Here is a 14,419-nt window from a genome sequence, read left to right on the forward strand (position 1 = left end):
TGCGAGCCATAAGGCGAGCCTCGAAGGACGCAGGGCGTCTCCTGGGGGCGTTGGACGATGTTGAAGACCTGTCTGGCGGCCCTGGCCGTCGCGATGACGGCGAGCATGACCATGGCTGAAACGCCCAAAGCCCCCTGGGACTCCGACATCCTTCCACCGCCGCTCGCCTGGCATGGCGCCAGCGAGAAGCTGGTCGCCAAGCCGTCCGATCCCTGGATCACGCCGTCCGAGCGGACCGGCCTAACCGCCTCGCCCGACTACGCCGAGACCCGCGCCTGGCTGGAAAAGCTGGCCGCCGCCTCGCCGATGATCCGCATGGAGACCTTCGGCAAGTCGCCCGAGGGCCGCGACCTGCTGGTGGTCTATGCCGGTAAGGACGGCGAGGCGTTCGATCCCAAGAAGCCGGTGCTGCTGGTCCAGGCCGGCATCCATCCGGGCGAGATCGACGGCAAGGACGCCGGCATGATGCTCCTTAGGGATATCGCCTTCCACGGCAGGGACGCGCTGCTCGACAAGGTCAACCTGGTGTTCGTGCCGATCTTCAGCGTCGACGGCCACGAACGGGCCAGTCCCTACAGCCGTCCCAACCAGCGCGGCCCGACGGTCCAGGGCTGGCGGCACACGGCCCAGAACCTCAACCTGAACCGCGACTACGGCAAGCTCGACGCCCCGGAGATGCGGGCGATGATCGGCCTGATCAACACGGTCCGGCCCGACCTCTACCTGGACATCCACGTCACCGACGGCGAGGACTATCAGTATGACGTCACCTATGGCTGGGCCGGCTATCTGGGCGACTTCGCGCGCTCGAAGGCCACCAGCGCCTGGCTGGACAACACCTATCTGCCGGCCACCGAGGCGGGGCTGAAGGCGGCGGGGCACGTCCCCGGCCAGCTGGTCTTCGCCCTGGACGACCGCGATCCGAAGAAGGGTCTGGGCGCCTCGCCGGCTTCGCTGCGCTATTCCAACGGCTATGGCGACGCCGCGCGGATCGCCACGGTGCTGGTCGAGAACCACTCGCTCAAGCCCTACCGCCAGCGCGTGCTGGGGACCTATGTCCTGCTGGAGGAGAGCCTGAAGGTGCTGGCCCGCGACGGCGCGGCCCTGCGCGCCGCCGAGGACCAGGACCGCGCTCGGCGGCCCGCGGTGGTCGAGGCCAATTTCGGAACCGGCTTCGGCAAGGGCGGCGACAAGCCGCTGCGCACCGTCAGCTTTCTGGGCGTGCGGTACGAGACCTACGACTCCCCCGCCTCGGGCCGCAGGGAGATCCGCTGGCTGGGTCAGCCCGACCCCCAGCCCTGGTCGCTGCCGCTCTACGCGGCCGAGCCGTCGCTGAAGCTGACCCCGCCCAAGGCCTACTGGATCTCGTCGGCCAAGCCGGACCTGATCGAGCGCCTGCGCGTCCACGGCGTCCAGATGGAGACCCTGGCGGCGCCGAAGGCGGTGTCGGTCGACATGATCCGCTTCACCACGCCGAAGATCGCCGCCCGCCCCAGCGAAGGCCATGTCGAGATCGCCGCCGGCCCGGTGACCCACGAGACCCGCACGGTCGCCTGGCCCGCCGGCTCGGTGCGGATCCCCACCGACCAGCCGCTGGGCGAACTGGTCACCCTGCTGCTGGAGCCGGAAAGCGACGAGAGCTTCTTCGCCTGGGGCCTGTTCCCGGAGGTGCTGCAGCGGGTCGAATATATCGAGGGCTACGCCATCGCCCCCCTGGCCGAAAAGATGCTGGCCGCCGATCCCAAGCTGAAGTCCGAGTTCGAGGCCAGGCTGGCCGCCGACCCGAAATTCGCCGCCGATCCCGACGCGCGGCTGGGGTGGTTCTACCAGCGCACGCCGTATTACGACGACCACTACAAGCTCTATCCGGTCGGGCGGGAGCTCTGATCGGGGACATGCCCTTGCGGCGTGTCCCCACCGGCTCGCGCGGCGCTTGAACTTGGGACACGCCGCAAGGGCATGTCCCCGCCCGCGAAGGTCGCCTCCCCCACGAGCCCGCTTGCCAGCGCCGCCGAACGCTGAACCTTATGCCGGCCAGTTCGACCCGTTTTCACGAGCACCCCGATGGACACCATCGCTTCCGGCCACGCGGCCGCCCTGTGGGTGGGGCTGCACGTCCTGCTCCTGCTGACCCTGTCGCTGCTGGTCGTGCGCCTGCGGCAAAAGCACAAGGTGGCCCTGGGCGACGAGGGCATTCCCGAGCTGGCCCGCGCCATCCGCGCCTTCGGCAACGCCAGCGAATACGTGCCCGTCGGCCTGGCGGCGATCATCGTCCTGGCCCTGGTCGGCGCCCCGCCGCTGGCGATCCACGTGGTGGGGCTGGTGCTGCTGTCCGGCCGGCTGATCCATGCCGTGGGCCTGTCCAACAGCGGCGGCGCCTCGATCGCGCGCTCGGTCGGCATGATCTGTACCTGGGTGGCCTACATCTTCGGGGCGGTGGCCCTGCTGTTCTACGCGATCGGCTGATCCGCCCCGGCGCGGCGCTTGCCCCCGCCCCGCCCCCTCGTCCATAAGACCGCATGGACGAAAACCTGTTGCATGACGTGCTCGCCGCCGCGCGGACCGCGGGCGCCGACGCCGCCGAAGCCGTGTTCGCGCAGCGCCAATCCCTCTCCGTCGGCGTTCGCCTGGGCGCGCTGGAGGAGGTCGAGCGCGAGGAATCCCGCGACATCGGCCTGCGGGTGTTCATCGGCCAGCGCAGCGCCACGGTGTCGGGTTCGGACATTTCGGCGGAGGGCCGCGCCAAGCTGATCGACCGGGCCGTGGCCATGGCCCGCCTGGCGCCGGAGGATCCCTACGCCGCCCTGGCCCCGGCCGAGCGCCTGGCGCGGGCGCCGTTCCGCGACCTGGACCTCCACGACCCGACCGAGCCCTCGGCCGAGACCCTGGAGGCCCAGGCCCGCGAGGCCGAGGCCGCCGCCCGCAGCGTTGAGGGCGTGACCAATTCCGACGGCGGCTCGTCGTCGTGGAGCGCCTCGACCTGGCGGCTCGTTACGAGCGAGGGCTTCTCTGGCTTGCATCAAGCCAGCGGCTTCGGCGTCTCGGCCTCGGCCATCGCCGGCGAGGGGGCGGGCATGGAGCGCGGCGGCGAGGGCCGCTCGACCCGCCACGCCGCCGACCTGCCCTCGCCCGAAAGCATCGGCCGCAAGGCCGGCGAGCTGGCGGTCGCCAAGCTGAACCCACGCAAGCTGGACTCCACCACCGCCCCGGTGATCTTCGAGAACCGCCTGGCCATGTCGCTGCTCAGCCCGCTGATCGGCGCGATCTCGGGCCCGTCGATCGCCCGCGGGACCTCGTTCCTGAAGGACAAGCTGGGCCAGGCGATCTTCGCCAGGGGCGTGACCCTGCTGGACGATCCGTTCCGCCCGCGCGGCCTGGGCTCGGCCCCGTTCGACGACGAGGGCGTGGCCTGCGAGGCCCGCGCCCTGATCGACGACGGCGTGCTGACCACCTGGCTGATGAATGTCAGCTCGGCCAAGCAGCTGGGACTGGAAAGCACCGGCCACGCCTCGCGCGGCCTGGCCGGCCCGTCCGGCGTCTCGACCCATAACCTGACCCTGCAGCCGGGCGACAAGGACCTGGCCGGCCTGATGGCCGACGCCGGGACCGGACTATTGGTGAGCTCGATGTTCGGCCCGTCGCTGAACGGCAACACCGGCGACTGGTCGGTGGGCTGCTCGGGCTTCTGGTTCGAGAACGGCGTCTCGACGGGCCCGGTCACCGAGATCACCGTGGCCGGCAACCTGATCGACATCTACGCCCGCCTGGTCCCCGGTTCCGACCTGGAGATCCGAGGGGCCAGCAACAGCCCGTCGCTGCTGGTCGACGCCCTGGCGATCGCCGGAAAATGACCGACCTGGACCTGATCCTGACGGCGGCGCGCGAGGCCGGGGCCCTGGCGCTCTCGGCTCGCGGCGAGGGCCTGAAGGTCTGGTCCAAGGACGGCGGCTCGCCGGTCACCGACGCCGACCTGGCCGTAGACGCCCTGCTGAAGGACCGCCTGGGCGCGGCCCGCCCCGGCTATGGCTGGCTGTCGGAGGAGACGGCCGACGATCCGAGCCGGCTGGCCACGCCGCGCCAGTTCGTCGTCGACCCGATCGACGGGACGGTGGCCTTCATCAAGGGCAAGCCCTGGTTCGCCGTGTCGATCGCCGTGGTCGAGAACGGCCGCCCGATCGCCGGCGTCGTCCACGCCCCGGCCCTGGACGAGACCTACGCCGCCACCCTGGGCGGCGGCGCCGCCCTGAACGGCGTCGCGGTCAGCCCCAGCGACACCGACGACCTCGAGGACGCCGCCATGCTGGGCGACGCCAAGATGTTCGCCCATCCGGTCTGGGCCGAGCCGTGGCCGCCGATGCGGGTCGAGAGCCGCAACTCGATCGCCTACCGCCTGTGCCTGGTGGCCGCCGGGGCCTTCGACGCGGCGGTCGCCCTGTCGCCCAAGAACGAGTGGGACCTGGCCGCCGCCGACCTGATCTGCGCCGAGGCCGGCGCCGCCCTGACCGACCACAAGGGCCGCGCCTTCGCCTACAACCGGGCCAATCCGCTGCTTCCGAGCGTGGTTTGCGCCAATCGCGCGCTTCACCCGTTGATCCTGTCGCGCGTCGGGCATATCGACCTGCCGCAACGCTAACTTCCGCGCAGGAAATTCCACGCCATGAGCGACAAGCAGCTTCTTCACCTCGTGATCGGCGGTGAACTGAAGAACGTTTCCGATGTCGAGTTCCGCGACCTGTCGAAGGTCGAGTTCGTCGGCGCCTACGCCAGCTACGCCGACGCCCACAAGGCCTGGAAGGCCAAGGCCCAGGCCACGGTCGACAACGCCCACGCCCGCTACTTCATCATCCACGCCCACAAGCTGCTGGATCCGAGCCTGGGGTGAGGCGGCAGGGGACTTGCCCCCTACGGACCGCTTCGCGGTCGTCTTCCCCCAGAGGGGGAAGAGCCTCGCGCCATAGGCTCCGCCCCCTATGGGGGCGGACAGGCGGCGAAGCCGCCAGGTGGGGGCAAGTGAGCGGCCCCTACTCCCGCCGCAAGATCCCCTCCGTCACGATCCCGCCGATCATGCCGGCCCGGAAGTCGGCCTTGATCTTGACGGGGTCGTAGTCGGGGCTCTCCACCCATTGGGTGAAGGTCAGGCCCTTGGGGGCGGCGTCGGTCAGGTAGCGTTCGAAGGTGTAGTCCAGCACGCCGGTCTTGCCCTGCCTGATATGCAGATACTTGAACGACAGCTGCTCCATCGCCGCCTCGATCGGCAGGCCCAGGCGGTAGTGGGCGTAGAGCACGCTCATGATCCCCGCCCGGTCCGCGCCCGACTTGCAGTGCATCAGGGCCGGATATTCGATGGTCTCGAACAGGTCGCGCGCGCCCAGCACGCGCTCCTTGATCGGGACTTCGCGCGAGGTGATCACGAAGTCGACCATCTTCAGGCCCAGCTTGTCGCAGGCGTATTTCTCCAGGGCGTAGAAGCTGCCGTCGAACCCGCCGCGCAGGTTGATGACGGTCTTGATCCCCTGCTTCTTCCAGGCGGCCAGCTGGTGCGGCCACGGCTGGTTGGTGCGCACCAGCTCGGGGCTGATCCAGTGGTCGTTCTTGAAGCCCAGGCGTAGATAGGCGTGGTCGTTCCACAGGTACGAGAGGTAGGTGCGAAAGCGTCCCCAGCGGGTGGTGGTGTCGTAGCCGGGCAAGCGGGCGATCCTTCGTGAACCAGGCCTAATTAGGCGCCACAGCCCTGTAATGCAAAAGCCACAGCGCCGCACCCCCGCCGCAATGACAGGCCATGGCTGAGCTTGACAGCTCCGCCCCGACAGCCGACCCCTGCCGCCATGACCGATCCCGCCGCGCCGCAAGCCACCAACCGCGCCCTCGCCGCGCGGATCTGGCGCGAGTATCTGCGGCCGCGTGCCGGAACCCTGGCCACGGCCATGATCAGCGCCGCCATCGTCGCCGCCCTCAGCGCGGGCCTGGCCAAGGTGCTGGAGCCGGCCGTCGACCAGCTGATCACCCACCCCCAGCCCGGCGCCCTGTGGCGGATCCCGTTGCTCATCGCCGTGATCGCCATCTCGCGCGGCCTGTTCCAGGTGCTGCAGACCCGGTCGATCAACCAGATCGGCAACGGCGTGGTCGGCGACATGCAGGTGCGTCTGTTCGGCAAGCTGGTGCGCTCGGACCTGGCCCGGCTGCGCGGCGCCCATTCGGGCTCGTACGTCTCGTCGATGCTCTACGACGCCACCCTGATCCGCGAGGCGGCGACCAGCGGCGTGGTCAACTACACGCGCGAGATCCTGACCGTGGCCGGCATGCTGGCGGTGATGTTCCAGCTGGACTGGATCCTGGCCTCGGGCGTGCTGATCATCGCCCCGACGGCCGGCCTGTTCATGCGGCGGTTCTCGAAGAAGACCACCAAGGCCGCCAAGGGGGCCATGGGCGAGACCTCCAACCTGTCGACCGCGATCATGGAGAGCCTGGACGGCGTCAAGATCGTCAAGATGGAGAACCGCGAGGCCTATGAAGAGAGCCGCGTGGCCGCCGTCATCGACCGCCGCCAGCGCTTCCTGATCAAGGGTTCGAACGCCAAGGCCATGGCCGCCCCGGCCACCGAGGCCTTCGGCGCCCTGATCACCGCCGCCGTCTTCGTCTACGCGGGTTGGCGGGCCAGCACTGGCGGCATGACCGCCGGGACGTTCACCGGCTTTCTGTTCGCCCTGGCCGCATCGCTGCAGTCGCTGCGCCAGGTCGCCAACCTGCAGACCGTGTTCAGCGAGGGTTTCACCGGCGCCCGCCGCCTGTTCGAAGCCCTGGACGTCGAGCCGGCCATCGTCGACCCCGCCGACGCCAGGGTCCTGCCCCCCGGCGAGGCGACCATCGCCTTCGACCAGGTCAGCTTCGCCTATGGTGACAACGCCCCGGCCCTGCACGACGTCTCGATCCAGGCCCGGCGCGGCGAGACCGTCGCCCTGGTCGGTCCGTCCGGCGGCGGCAAGAGCTCGCTGCTGAACCTGATCCCGCGCTTCTACGACGTCACCGCCGGCGCGGTGACCATCGACGGGCACGACGTGCGCGGCGTGACCCTGGCCAGCCTGCGCGACCGGATCGCCCTGGTCACCCAGGAGCCGTTCCTGTTCGACGACACCATCCGCGCCAACATCGCCTACGCCCGGCCCGGCGCGGCCGAGGACGAGGTCGAGGCCGCGGCCCGCCAGGCGGCGGCCCACGACTTCATCTCCGACCTGCCGCTGGGCTACGACACGATCGTCGGCGAGGCCGGGACCCGGCTGTCGGGCGGCCAGCGCCAGCGCATCGCCATCGCCCGCGCCTTCCTCAAGGACGCCCCGATCCTGCTGCTGGACGAGGCGACCAGCGCGCTGGACACCGAGAGCGAGGCCCAGGTCCAGGCGGCGCTGGAGCGGCTGATGGCCGGCCGCACCACCATCGTCATCGCCCACCGCCTGTCGACCGTGAAGGACGCCGACCGCATCTATGTGATCGACAAGGGCCGGGTGGTCGAGACCGGGACCCACGCCGCCCTGGTGCGCCACAAGGGCCTCTACGCCCGCCTGGCCAAGGCCCAGGACCTGGATCACTTGCCCCCCGATCCTCAAGATGGCGCGCCCTCGGAGATCGGAGCTTGAGACCGCTGCGCTGGCCCCTGGTGATCCAGGTCGTCTCGTCGATCTTCGCCGGCTATTCCAAGCTGGTGTTCCGCACCCTGCGCCTGACCCGCGAGGGCCAGGAGCACGCCGAGGCGGTCTGGGCCCAGGGCCGCGAGACCGGGGTCGGCGCGATCCTGTGCTTCTGGCACGCGCGCATCCCGATGTCGCCGCTGACCTGGCCGCAGGATCCCGGCCGCCAGGACATGCGGGCCCTGATCTCGCGCTCGGCCGACGGCGAGTTCATCGCCCAGACCGTGGAGAAGCTGGGCTTCCCCTCGATCCGCGGCTCGTCGACCAAGAAGTCCGACCCGGCCAAGAACAAGCACGGCGAACAGGCCTTCCGCGACATGATCAAGTGGGTCAAGGACGGCGGCGGCGTGGCCATCACGCCCGACGGCCCGCGCGGCCCGGCCGAACGCATGGAGAAGGGCACGCCGTCCCTGGCCCGGGTGACCGGCGCGCCGGTGATCTTCGTCGGCCTGGCCGCCAAGCCGTGCCTGCGCCTGGGCTCCTGGGACCGTACGGTGATCCCCCTGCCCTTCGCCAAGGCCGCCATGGTCTGGAGCGCGCCGACGGCCGCCGGGCGGGGCGATGACCCCGACGCCCTGGTCGAGGTCTGGGCGGCGGAGCTGTCGGCGGTGACGCGGCGGGCGGAGGCGTTGGTCGAGCTGGAGGCGGACGGTTAGTAAAGAGGACGCCTAACCGAGATCCAGTGTGGGCGGTCCATTCTCGAATATGGGCCTTAGAACTTCCCAATCGCCGTGATGCGGCAGAAGATATGCTTTGGCACCGTTAAATTGGGCCCAGTAGGCAATCAACCTACCAAGAAAATCTAACCGATCAGGGTGCTCCTCTGAGCGAGATATGATCAACTGAGGAAACCCTGATCCGCCACCAGGCAGCTTCATTTCATGCGCCTCTATACTCGCCCACACGAAATCAACGTTTGGATACCCACTCTCGACGACTTCAAAGGTGGATTTGATGGCATGGAGAATGCCAATTGCGTCAATCATCTCCTCCCTGTCATTCATAATGATAGTCATTCCGACCGAGTTCGATAAATTGAGATTTGATTTTGTAACCAGAATTTGCTCGTCGGACTTCTGAAGGTGCCGGCGCACCGCTCTAGCAGAAAGGTCGTACATCATCTTCACGACCTCCCCCTCGTCGGACAATCCGCGTAAAGCTGCCGACACCCCTACCCGCCCGAAGACGATCGGTGCCCCCGGTTGGGCAAATCTTTTCTTTAATCGATCCTCGACCCGAATTTTTGGATCGCCCTTTATTGTCTTCAGTTCAGCGACAATACGACGCTTATCGAGCAGATAGTCAGCCTTCGCTTTATCGCCGCTTAGCTGAGAAAATTCTTTTTTATCAAGAGATTCTGCATCCGGCTGACTTTCCAGGAATCGGATCATGCGATCTTCGAGCCGCTCGATCGGCTTCGCCATCACAAGAGCGAACGGATACACGTAAAGTTTGCGTGGCGTCATAACGCATCTTTCCCAATTCCCTTGGCGAGGCAGAAGCCAGAGGTTCATCCAATCGCCCCTGAAGCTACTTCGATACGAAAACCTTGCCACCGTTGAGCGATTGATCCGACCCGCCCTTGGTGGGATGTAGGCCCATGCCGAACGATCACGATCACAAGCACGATCATCACGACCATGATCACCACGATCACGGCCATTCCCACGACCACGGCCACCACCACCACGGCCCAGGCGGGCACAGCCATGCGCCCAAGGACTTCGGCCGGGCCTTCGCGATCGGCGCGACGCTGAACATCGGCTTCGTGGTCGCCGAGACCATCGCCGGCCTGATGACCCACTCGCTGGCCCTGCTGGCCGACGCCGGCCACAACCTGTCGGACGTGCTGGGGCTGTTCATGGCCTGGGGCGCGGTGGTGCTGGCCAAGCGGGCGCCGGGCGGGCGCCACACCTACGGCCTGCGCAAGGGCACGATCCTGGCCTCGCTGACCAACGCCGTGGTGCTGTTGGTGGCGGTCGGGGCCATCGCCTGGGAGGCGGTGCGCCGCTTCGCCCACCCGGAGCCGATCCAGACCGGGCCGGTGATGATCGTCGCGGCGATCGGCATCGTCATCAACACCGCTACGGCCCTGATGTTCATGAAGGGCTCCAAGGACGACCTGAACATCCGCGGGGCCTTCGTGCACATGGCCGCCGACGCCGCCATCTCGGCCGGAGTGGTGGTGGCCGCCGCCGCCATGTGGGCCACCGGCTGGCTGTGGCTGGACCCGGTGGTCAGCCTGGGCATCGTGGCGGTGATCATGCTGGGGACCTGGAGCCTGCTGCGCGACAGCCTGGACCTGGCCCTGGACGCCGCCCCGCGCGGCATCGACCCCCGGGCGGTCAAGGCCTGGCTGGCGGCGCGGCCCGGCGTGACCGAGGTCCACGACCTGCACATCTGGGCCATGAGCACCACCGAGACGGCCATGACCGCCCACCTGGTCCGCCCCGACAACCCCGACAACGACCAGTTCCTGCACGACATCTGCGGCGAGATGGCCGGTCGCTTCAAGATCGGCCACGTCACCATCCAGGTCGAGAGCGGCGGCGTGGCCACCTGCCACCTGGCCGGCGCGGACGCGGTGTGAGCCTTCCCCTGTCCCTGGCCCTGTACCGGGCGGCGACCACCGCCCTGGAGCCGTTCGCGCCCTTGCTGCTGGGCCACCGGGCCAAGGCCGGCAAGGAGGACCGCGCGCGGCTGCACGAGCGGCTGGGCCGGCCGCAGACCCCGCGGCCCGACGGCGTCCTGGTCTGGCTGCACGGGGCCAGCGTCGGCGAGAGCCTGTCGATCCTGCCCCTGGTCGAGCGCCTGCGGGCCGAGCGCCCGGGCGTCGCGGTGCTGGTCACCTCCGGCACCGTCACCTCGGCCCAGCTGCTGGCCCGCCGCCTGCCGGCCGGGACGATCCACCAGTTCCTGCCGGTCGACACGCCCGGCGGCGCCCGGCGGTTCCTCGACCACTGGCGGCCCGACCTGGCGGTGTTCGTCGAGAGCGAGCTGTGGCCCAACCTGCTGCTGGCCGCCAAGGCGCGAGGAGCGAAGCTGGCCCTGGTCTCAGCCAAGCTGTCGGACAAGAGCTACGCCGGCTGGCGGGCCCGGCCGTTCGCGGCCTATGAGCTGTTCAGCGGCTTCGACCTGATCCTGGCCCAGGACGGCCGCGCGACCGAACGCCTGTCCAGCCTGGGCGGGACCGTGGCAGGCGAGGCCGACCTGAAGTTCGGTGCCGCGCCCCTGCCGGTCGACGCGGCGGCCCTGGCCAGCCTGCGCGTGCGGCTCAGCGACCGGCCGCTGCTGCTGGCCGCCAGCACCCATCCCGGCGAAGACGAACGGGTGCTGGCCGCCTGGCGCGGTCTGCCGGATCCCCCGCGCCTGGTGATCGTCCCGCGCCATCCCGAGCGCGGCCCCGCCATCGCCGACTTGGCCCTGGCGGCCGGCGCCGCGGTCTGCCTGCGCAGCCGCGAGCCCGACGACTCGGCCGAGGTCATCGTCGCCGACACCCTGGGCGAGCTGGGCCTGTGGTACCGGCTGGCCGACCTGGCCCTGGTGGCCGGCAGCCTGGTCGAGGGGATCGGCGGCCACAATCCGCTGGAGCCGGCCCGGCTGGACTGCCCGATCGTCTCCGGCCCGCATGTCGAGAACTGGCTGACCGCCTATGCCGACCTGCGCGACGCCGACGGCGTGACCTTCGCCGACGCCTCGGTGCTGGACGCGCGCCTGGCCGAGCTGCTGGCCCGGCCCGACGTCCTGCGGTCGCGGGCGGACCGCGCCCGGGCCTTCGTCGCCCGGCGCGACGCCGAGGCCCGGGCGGGGCTGGACCGCATCCTGGCCCTGCTCGACGCGGAGGCCCGGCCATGAAGCTGGCCACCCCGCGCTGGTGGTATCGCCGCGACGGCGCCCCCAGCCCCCTGACCCGCGCCCTGCTGACCCCGCTGTCGTGGATGTGGGCCGCCCAGACCGCCCGGCGGATCGCCCGCACCCAGCCGCGCGGCGCCGACTGCGCGGTGATCTGCGTCGGCAACTTCACGGTCGGCGGGGTGGGCAAGACGCCGATCGTCCGCGAGCTGCTGCTGACCCTGACCCAGCGCGGCCGCCGCGCCCATGGCCTGTCGCGCGGCTATGGCGGCCGGCTGAAGGGTCCTGTCCAGGTCGATCCGGCCCGCCACGTCGCCGGCGATGTCGGCGACGAGCCGCTGATGCTGGCCCAGGACTTCCCGATCTGGGTGTCGCGCGACCGGGTGCTGGGCGCGCGCCGGGCCGCGGCGGCCGGGGCCGAGGTGGTGGTCATGGACGACGGCCACCAGAACCCCGACCTGCGCAAGACCCTGTCGCTGGTGGTGGTCGACGGCGAGACCCGCGAGGGCGAATGGCCGTTCGGCGACGGCAAGGTGTTCCCGGCCGGGCCGATGCGCGAGCCCCTGGCGGCCAGCCTGGCCCGCACCGACGCGGTGATCGTGCTGCTGCCGGGCGACCTGCCCGCCGCCGATCCCGACCTGCTGGCCCTGTTCGGCGACACGCCGGTGCTGATCGCCAGGCTCGAGCCCGCCACCCCGCCGCCCAGGGGCCGCCAGGTCGGCTTCGCGGGCATCGGCAAGCCGTGGAAGGTGGAGCGGGCCCTGAAGGCCGCCGGCTGCCATCTGGTGGACTTCGCGCCCTATCCCGACCATGGCGCCTATGACGAGGCGACGCTGAAGTTCCTGGCCGACCGCGCGGCGGCCTACAGCGCCGGGCTGGTGACGACCGAAAAGGACTGGGTGCGGCTGCCGCCGGCCTGGCGCGACCGGGTGACGCCCTGGCCAGTGCGGGCCCGGTTCGAGGACGAGGCGGCGCTGGGGGCGTTGCTGGAGGGTGTGGGGCTGTAGGTCGTCCACTTGCCCCCACCTGACCGCTTCGCGGTCTGTCCGCCCCCATAGGGGGCGGAGCCTTCGCACTGGAGCGCTCTTCCCCCTCTGGGGGAAGACGACCGCGAAGCGGTCCGTAGGGGGCAAGTACTCGCCGCCTAAGCCCCCGCCTTCCTGGCGAAGTCCCAAGCCCCCCGGGCCAGCACCGGGACCCGCGCCTCCATCAGCTCGGCGTGGGCGCTGGCGGCGGTGCCGTCGCGCACGCGGCCGACGATGCCCTGGCAGATGCCGGCCAGGCGGAACAGGTTGTAGCTGAAGTACCAGTCCAGGTTCGGCAGGCCGTCGCGGCCGGTCAGCCGGCAGTACTGGGCCACGGCCTCGTCGATGGTCGGCACGCCATAGGCGGTCAGGTCGGCGATCTCGGCCAGGCCGCCGCGCTGGTCGGACGGCATCACCCAGTTCATCAGGAAGTAGCTGAAGTCGGCCAGCGGGTTGCCCAGGGTCGACAGCTCCCAGTCCAGGACCGCCACCACCCTGGGCTCGGTGGGGTGCAGGATCATGTTGTCCAGCCGGTAGTCGCCATGGACGATCGCGGTGGCGTCATCGGCCGGGCAGGTGGCCGGCAGCCAGTCGATCAGCCGGTCCATCTCCTCGATCACCTTGGTCTCCGACGCCTTGTACTGCTTGGTCCAGCGGTCGATCTGGCGGGCGAAGTAGTTGCCGGGCTTGCCGTAGTCGGCCAGGCCCACGGCGGCGTAGTCGACGGTGTGCAGGGCCGCCAGGGTGGCGATCTGCGCCTCGTAGATCGCCCGGCGTTCGGCCGGCGCGTAGTCGGGCAGGGTCCCGTCCCACAGGATCCGCCCTTCGACATTGTCCATCACGTAGAAGATCGTGCCGATCACGGCCTCGTCCAGGCACAGGGCGTAGGCCCTGGCGACGGGGAAGCTGGCCTTGTTCAGGCCCGAGATCACCTTGAACTCGCGGTCGACGGCGTGGGCGCTGGGCAGCAGCTTGCCCGGCGGCTTGCGGCGCAGGACGTACTTCCTGGTCGGCGTGACCAGCTGATAGGTCGGGTTGGACTGGCCGCCCTTGAACTGGCGCACCTCCAGCGGCCCCTGGTAGCCCTCGACGTTGGCCTCCAGCCAGGCCGCCAGCCGGGCCTCGTCGATGGCGTGGCGCGGGTCGATGGGCTTGGTCCCGGAATTGAGGTCCTGGGCGGACGGTTCGGCCGCGGCCATGCGCTTACTCCCCAACGCTTGTTTGAATGGACATTAGGGCCTGGGCGCCGCGACGCAAGTCTCCGTGGGCCTTGAGCCGTCCATCGAAAGCCGGTTACAAGGGCGGCGTCGAAAAAGGGCCATGGACCGGACAAGGTAAGCCCGGTCGCTTCGCGCGTCGAAGAACCTGTACCCTCGCCTCACGGCTGGGACCCACGACGAGACGACGGCGCATCGTGCGCCGCCGGCTCGGCGTGCGTGGTCCGTTTGTCGTCTTTCGAGCCCCGTCGCGCCGCGCCTCACATCAAGGAGAGCGCCATGCGCCTGAACCATATCGACCTGCCCGTGCCCGACGTCGCCGCGACGCGGGACTTCTTCGAGACCTGGCTGGGCTTCACCCACGAGCGGACCCTGGGTCGGGACGGCCTGGCCATCCTCCGCGACGCCGCCGGCCTGGTGCTGGTGCTCAGCCGCCTGCGCCGCGACGGGGCCCAGACCTGGCCGATCCCGTTCCATATCGGCTTCCACCTGGAGAGCCCGGCGGCGGTCTCCGCGCTGCAGGCCCGGATGGCGGCCGGCGGCCTCGCCGTCGAGCCGCCGACGATGCAGCACGGCGCGTTCGCCTTCTACCTGACCGCGCCGGGCGACATCCTGGTGGAGGTGGCGCACCGGCCGTAGCGCC

The 14,419-nt window shown here is 69.9% G+C and carries 14 protein-coding genes; 11 read left to right on the plus strand and 3 right to left on the minus strand.

The genetic code is table 11. From position 1 onward, the window contains the following. The first annotated feature begins 57 nt into the window (after positions 1-57). From EV278_RS00820 to EV278_RS00840, 5 genes are all read left to right on the plus strand, one after another. A complete protein-coding gene (locus EV278_RS00820) occupies positions 58-1,887 on the plus strand; it encodes a M14 family metallopeptidase (RefSeq protein WP_132085715.1) in 1,830 nt (609 codons plus the stop codon). 177 nt (positions 1,888-2,064) lie between these two features. Next, a complete protein-coding gene (locus EV278_RS00825; protein ID WP_132085717.1) occupies positions 2,065-2,466 on the plus strand; it encodes an MAPEG family protein in 402 nt (133 codons plus the stop codon). Between the two features lie 53 nt (positions 2,467-2,519). Then, positions 2,520-3,851 carry a TldD/PmbA family protein gene (locus tag EV278_RS00830; RefSeq protein WP_132085719.1) on the plus strand — a complete coding sequence of 444 codons (1,332 nt, stop codon included), beginning with the start codon at positions 2,520-2,522 and terminating at the stop codon, positions 3,849-3,851. Beyond that, positions 3,848-4,633 carry a 3'(2'),5'-bisphosphate nucleotidase CysQ gene (locus tag EV278_RS00835; protein WP_132085721.1) on the plus strand — a complete coding sequence of 262 codons (786 nt, stop codon included), beginning with the start codon at positions 3,848-3,850 and terminating at the stop codon, positions 4,631-4,633. The genes EV278_RS00830 and EV278_RS00835 overlap by 4 nt, the downstream gene beginning before the upstream one ends. Before the next feature lie 24 nt (positions 4,634-4,657). Continuing rightward, a complete protein-coding gene (locus EV278_RS00840; protein ID WP_132085723.1) occupies positions 4,658-4,882 on the plus strand; it encodes a DUF4170 domain-containing protein in 225 nt (74 codons plus the stop codon). 139 nt (positions 4,883-5,021) lie between these two features. Here EV278_RS00840 and EV278_RS00845 read toward each other — a convergent pair whose 3' ends face one another. Further along, positions 5,022-5,687: a tyrosine-protein phosphatase gene (locus EV278_RS00845; RefSeq protein ID WP_132085725.1), complete on the minus strand. Its 666-nt coding sequence runs from the start codon at positions 5,685-5,687 to the stop codon at positions 5,022-5,024. Between the two features lie 138 nt (positions 5,688-5,825). Between EV278_RS00845 and EV278_RS00850 the strand changes: the two genes are divergently transcribed. Beyond that, the gene (locus EV278_RS00850) at positions 5,826-7,631 is read left to right on the plus strand and encodes an ABC transporter ATP-binding protein (protein ID WP_132085727.1); all 1,806 of its coding nucleotides are present in this window, start codon (positions 5,826-5,828) and stop codon (positions 7,629-7,631) included. Then, a complete protein-coding gene (locus EV278_RS00855; RefSeq protein ID WP_132085729.1) occupies positions 7,628-8,338 on the plus strand; it encodes a lysophospholipid acyltransferase family protein in 711 nt (236 codons plus the stop codon). Before EV278_RS00850 ends, EV278_RS00855 begins: the two co-directional genes overlap by 4 nt. A gap of 12 nt (positions 8,339-8,350) precedes the next feature. On the opposite strand, the gene EV278_RS00860 is transcribed toward EV278_RS00855, so the two are convergent. Continuing rightward, positions 8,351-9,196, minus strand: coding sequence for a hypothetical protein (locus tag EV278_RS00860; RefSeq protein WP_132085731.1), 846 nt, complete (start codon positions 9,194-9,196; stop codon positions 8,351-8,353). 86 nt (positions 9,197-9,282) lie between these two features. On the opposite strand from EV278_RS00860, the gene EV278_RS00865 reads away from it, so the two are divergent. Genes EV278_RS00865 through lpxK form a run of 3 tightly spaced genes read left to right on the plus strand, consistent with a single transcriptional unit; the run spans position 9,283 to position 12,541 of the window. Next, positions 9,283-10,272 carry a cation diffusion facilitator family transporter gene (locus EV278_RS00865; RefSeq protein WP_132085733.1) on the plus strand — a complete coding sequence of 330 codons (990 nt, stop codon included), beginning with the start codon at positions 9,283-9,285 and terminating at the stop codon, positions 10,270-10,272. Next, positions 10,269-11,537 carry a 3-deoxy-D-manno-octulosonic acid transferase gene (locus EV278_RS00870; RefSeq protein WP_243692031.1) on the plus strand — a complete coding sequence of 423 codons (1,269 nt, stop codon included), beginning with the start codon at positions 10,269-10,271 and terminating at the stop codon, positions 11,535-11,537. The genes EV278_RS00865 and EV278_RS00870 overlap by 4 nt, the downstream gene beginning before the upstream one ends. Beyond that, positions 11,534-12,541 carry a tetraacyldisaccharide 4'-kinase gene (lpxK, locus tag EV278_RS00875; protein ID WP_132085735.1) on the plus strand — a complete coding sequence of 336 codons (1,008 nt, stop codon included), beginning with the start codon at positions 11,534-11,536 and terminating at the stop codon, positions 12,539-12,541. Before EV278_RS00870 ends, lpxK begins: the two co-directional genes overlap by 4 nt. A 137-nt stretch (positions 12,542-12,678) precedes the next feature. On the opposite strand, the gene EV278_RS00880 is transcribed toward lpxK, so the two are convergent. Continuing rightward, positions 12,679-13,758, minus strand: coding sequence for a phosphotransferase (locus EV278_RS00880; protein ID WP_132085737.1), 1,080 nt, complete (start codon positions 13,756-13,758; stop codon positions 12,679-12,681). 297 nt (positions 13,759-14,055) lie between these two features. Here EV278_RS00880 and EV278_RS00885 point away from each other — a divergent pair, with 297 nt between their 5' ends. Further along, complete coding sequence (locus tag EV278_RS00885) at positions 14,056-14,415, plus strand: VOC family protein (RefSeq protein ID WP_132085739.1); 360 nt, start codon at positions 14,056-14,058, stop codon at positions 14,413-14,415. Positions 14,416-14,419 lie beyond the last annotated feature (4 nt).

The organism is Caulobacter sp. BK020, assembly GCF_004342605.1.
Classification (GTDB): Bacteria; Pseudomonadota; Alphaproteobacteria; order Caulobacterales; family Caulobacteraceae; genus Caulobacter.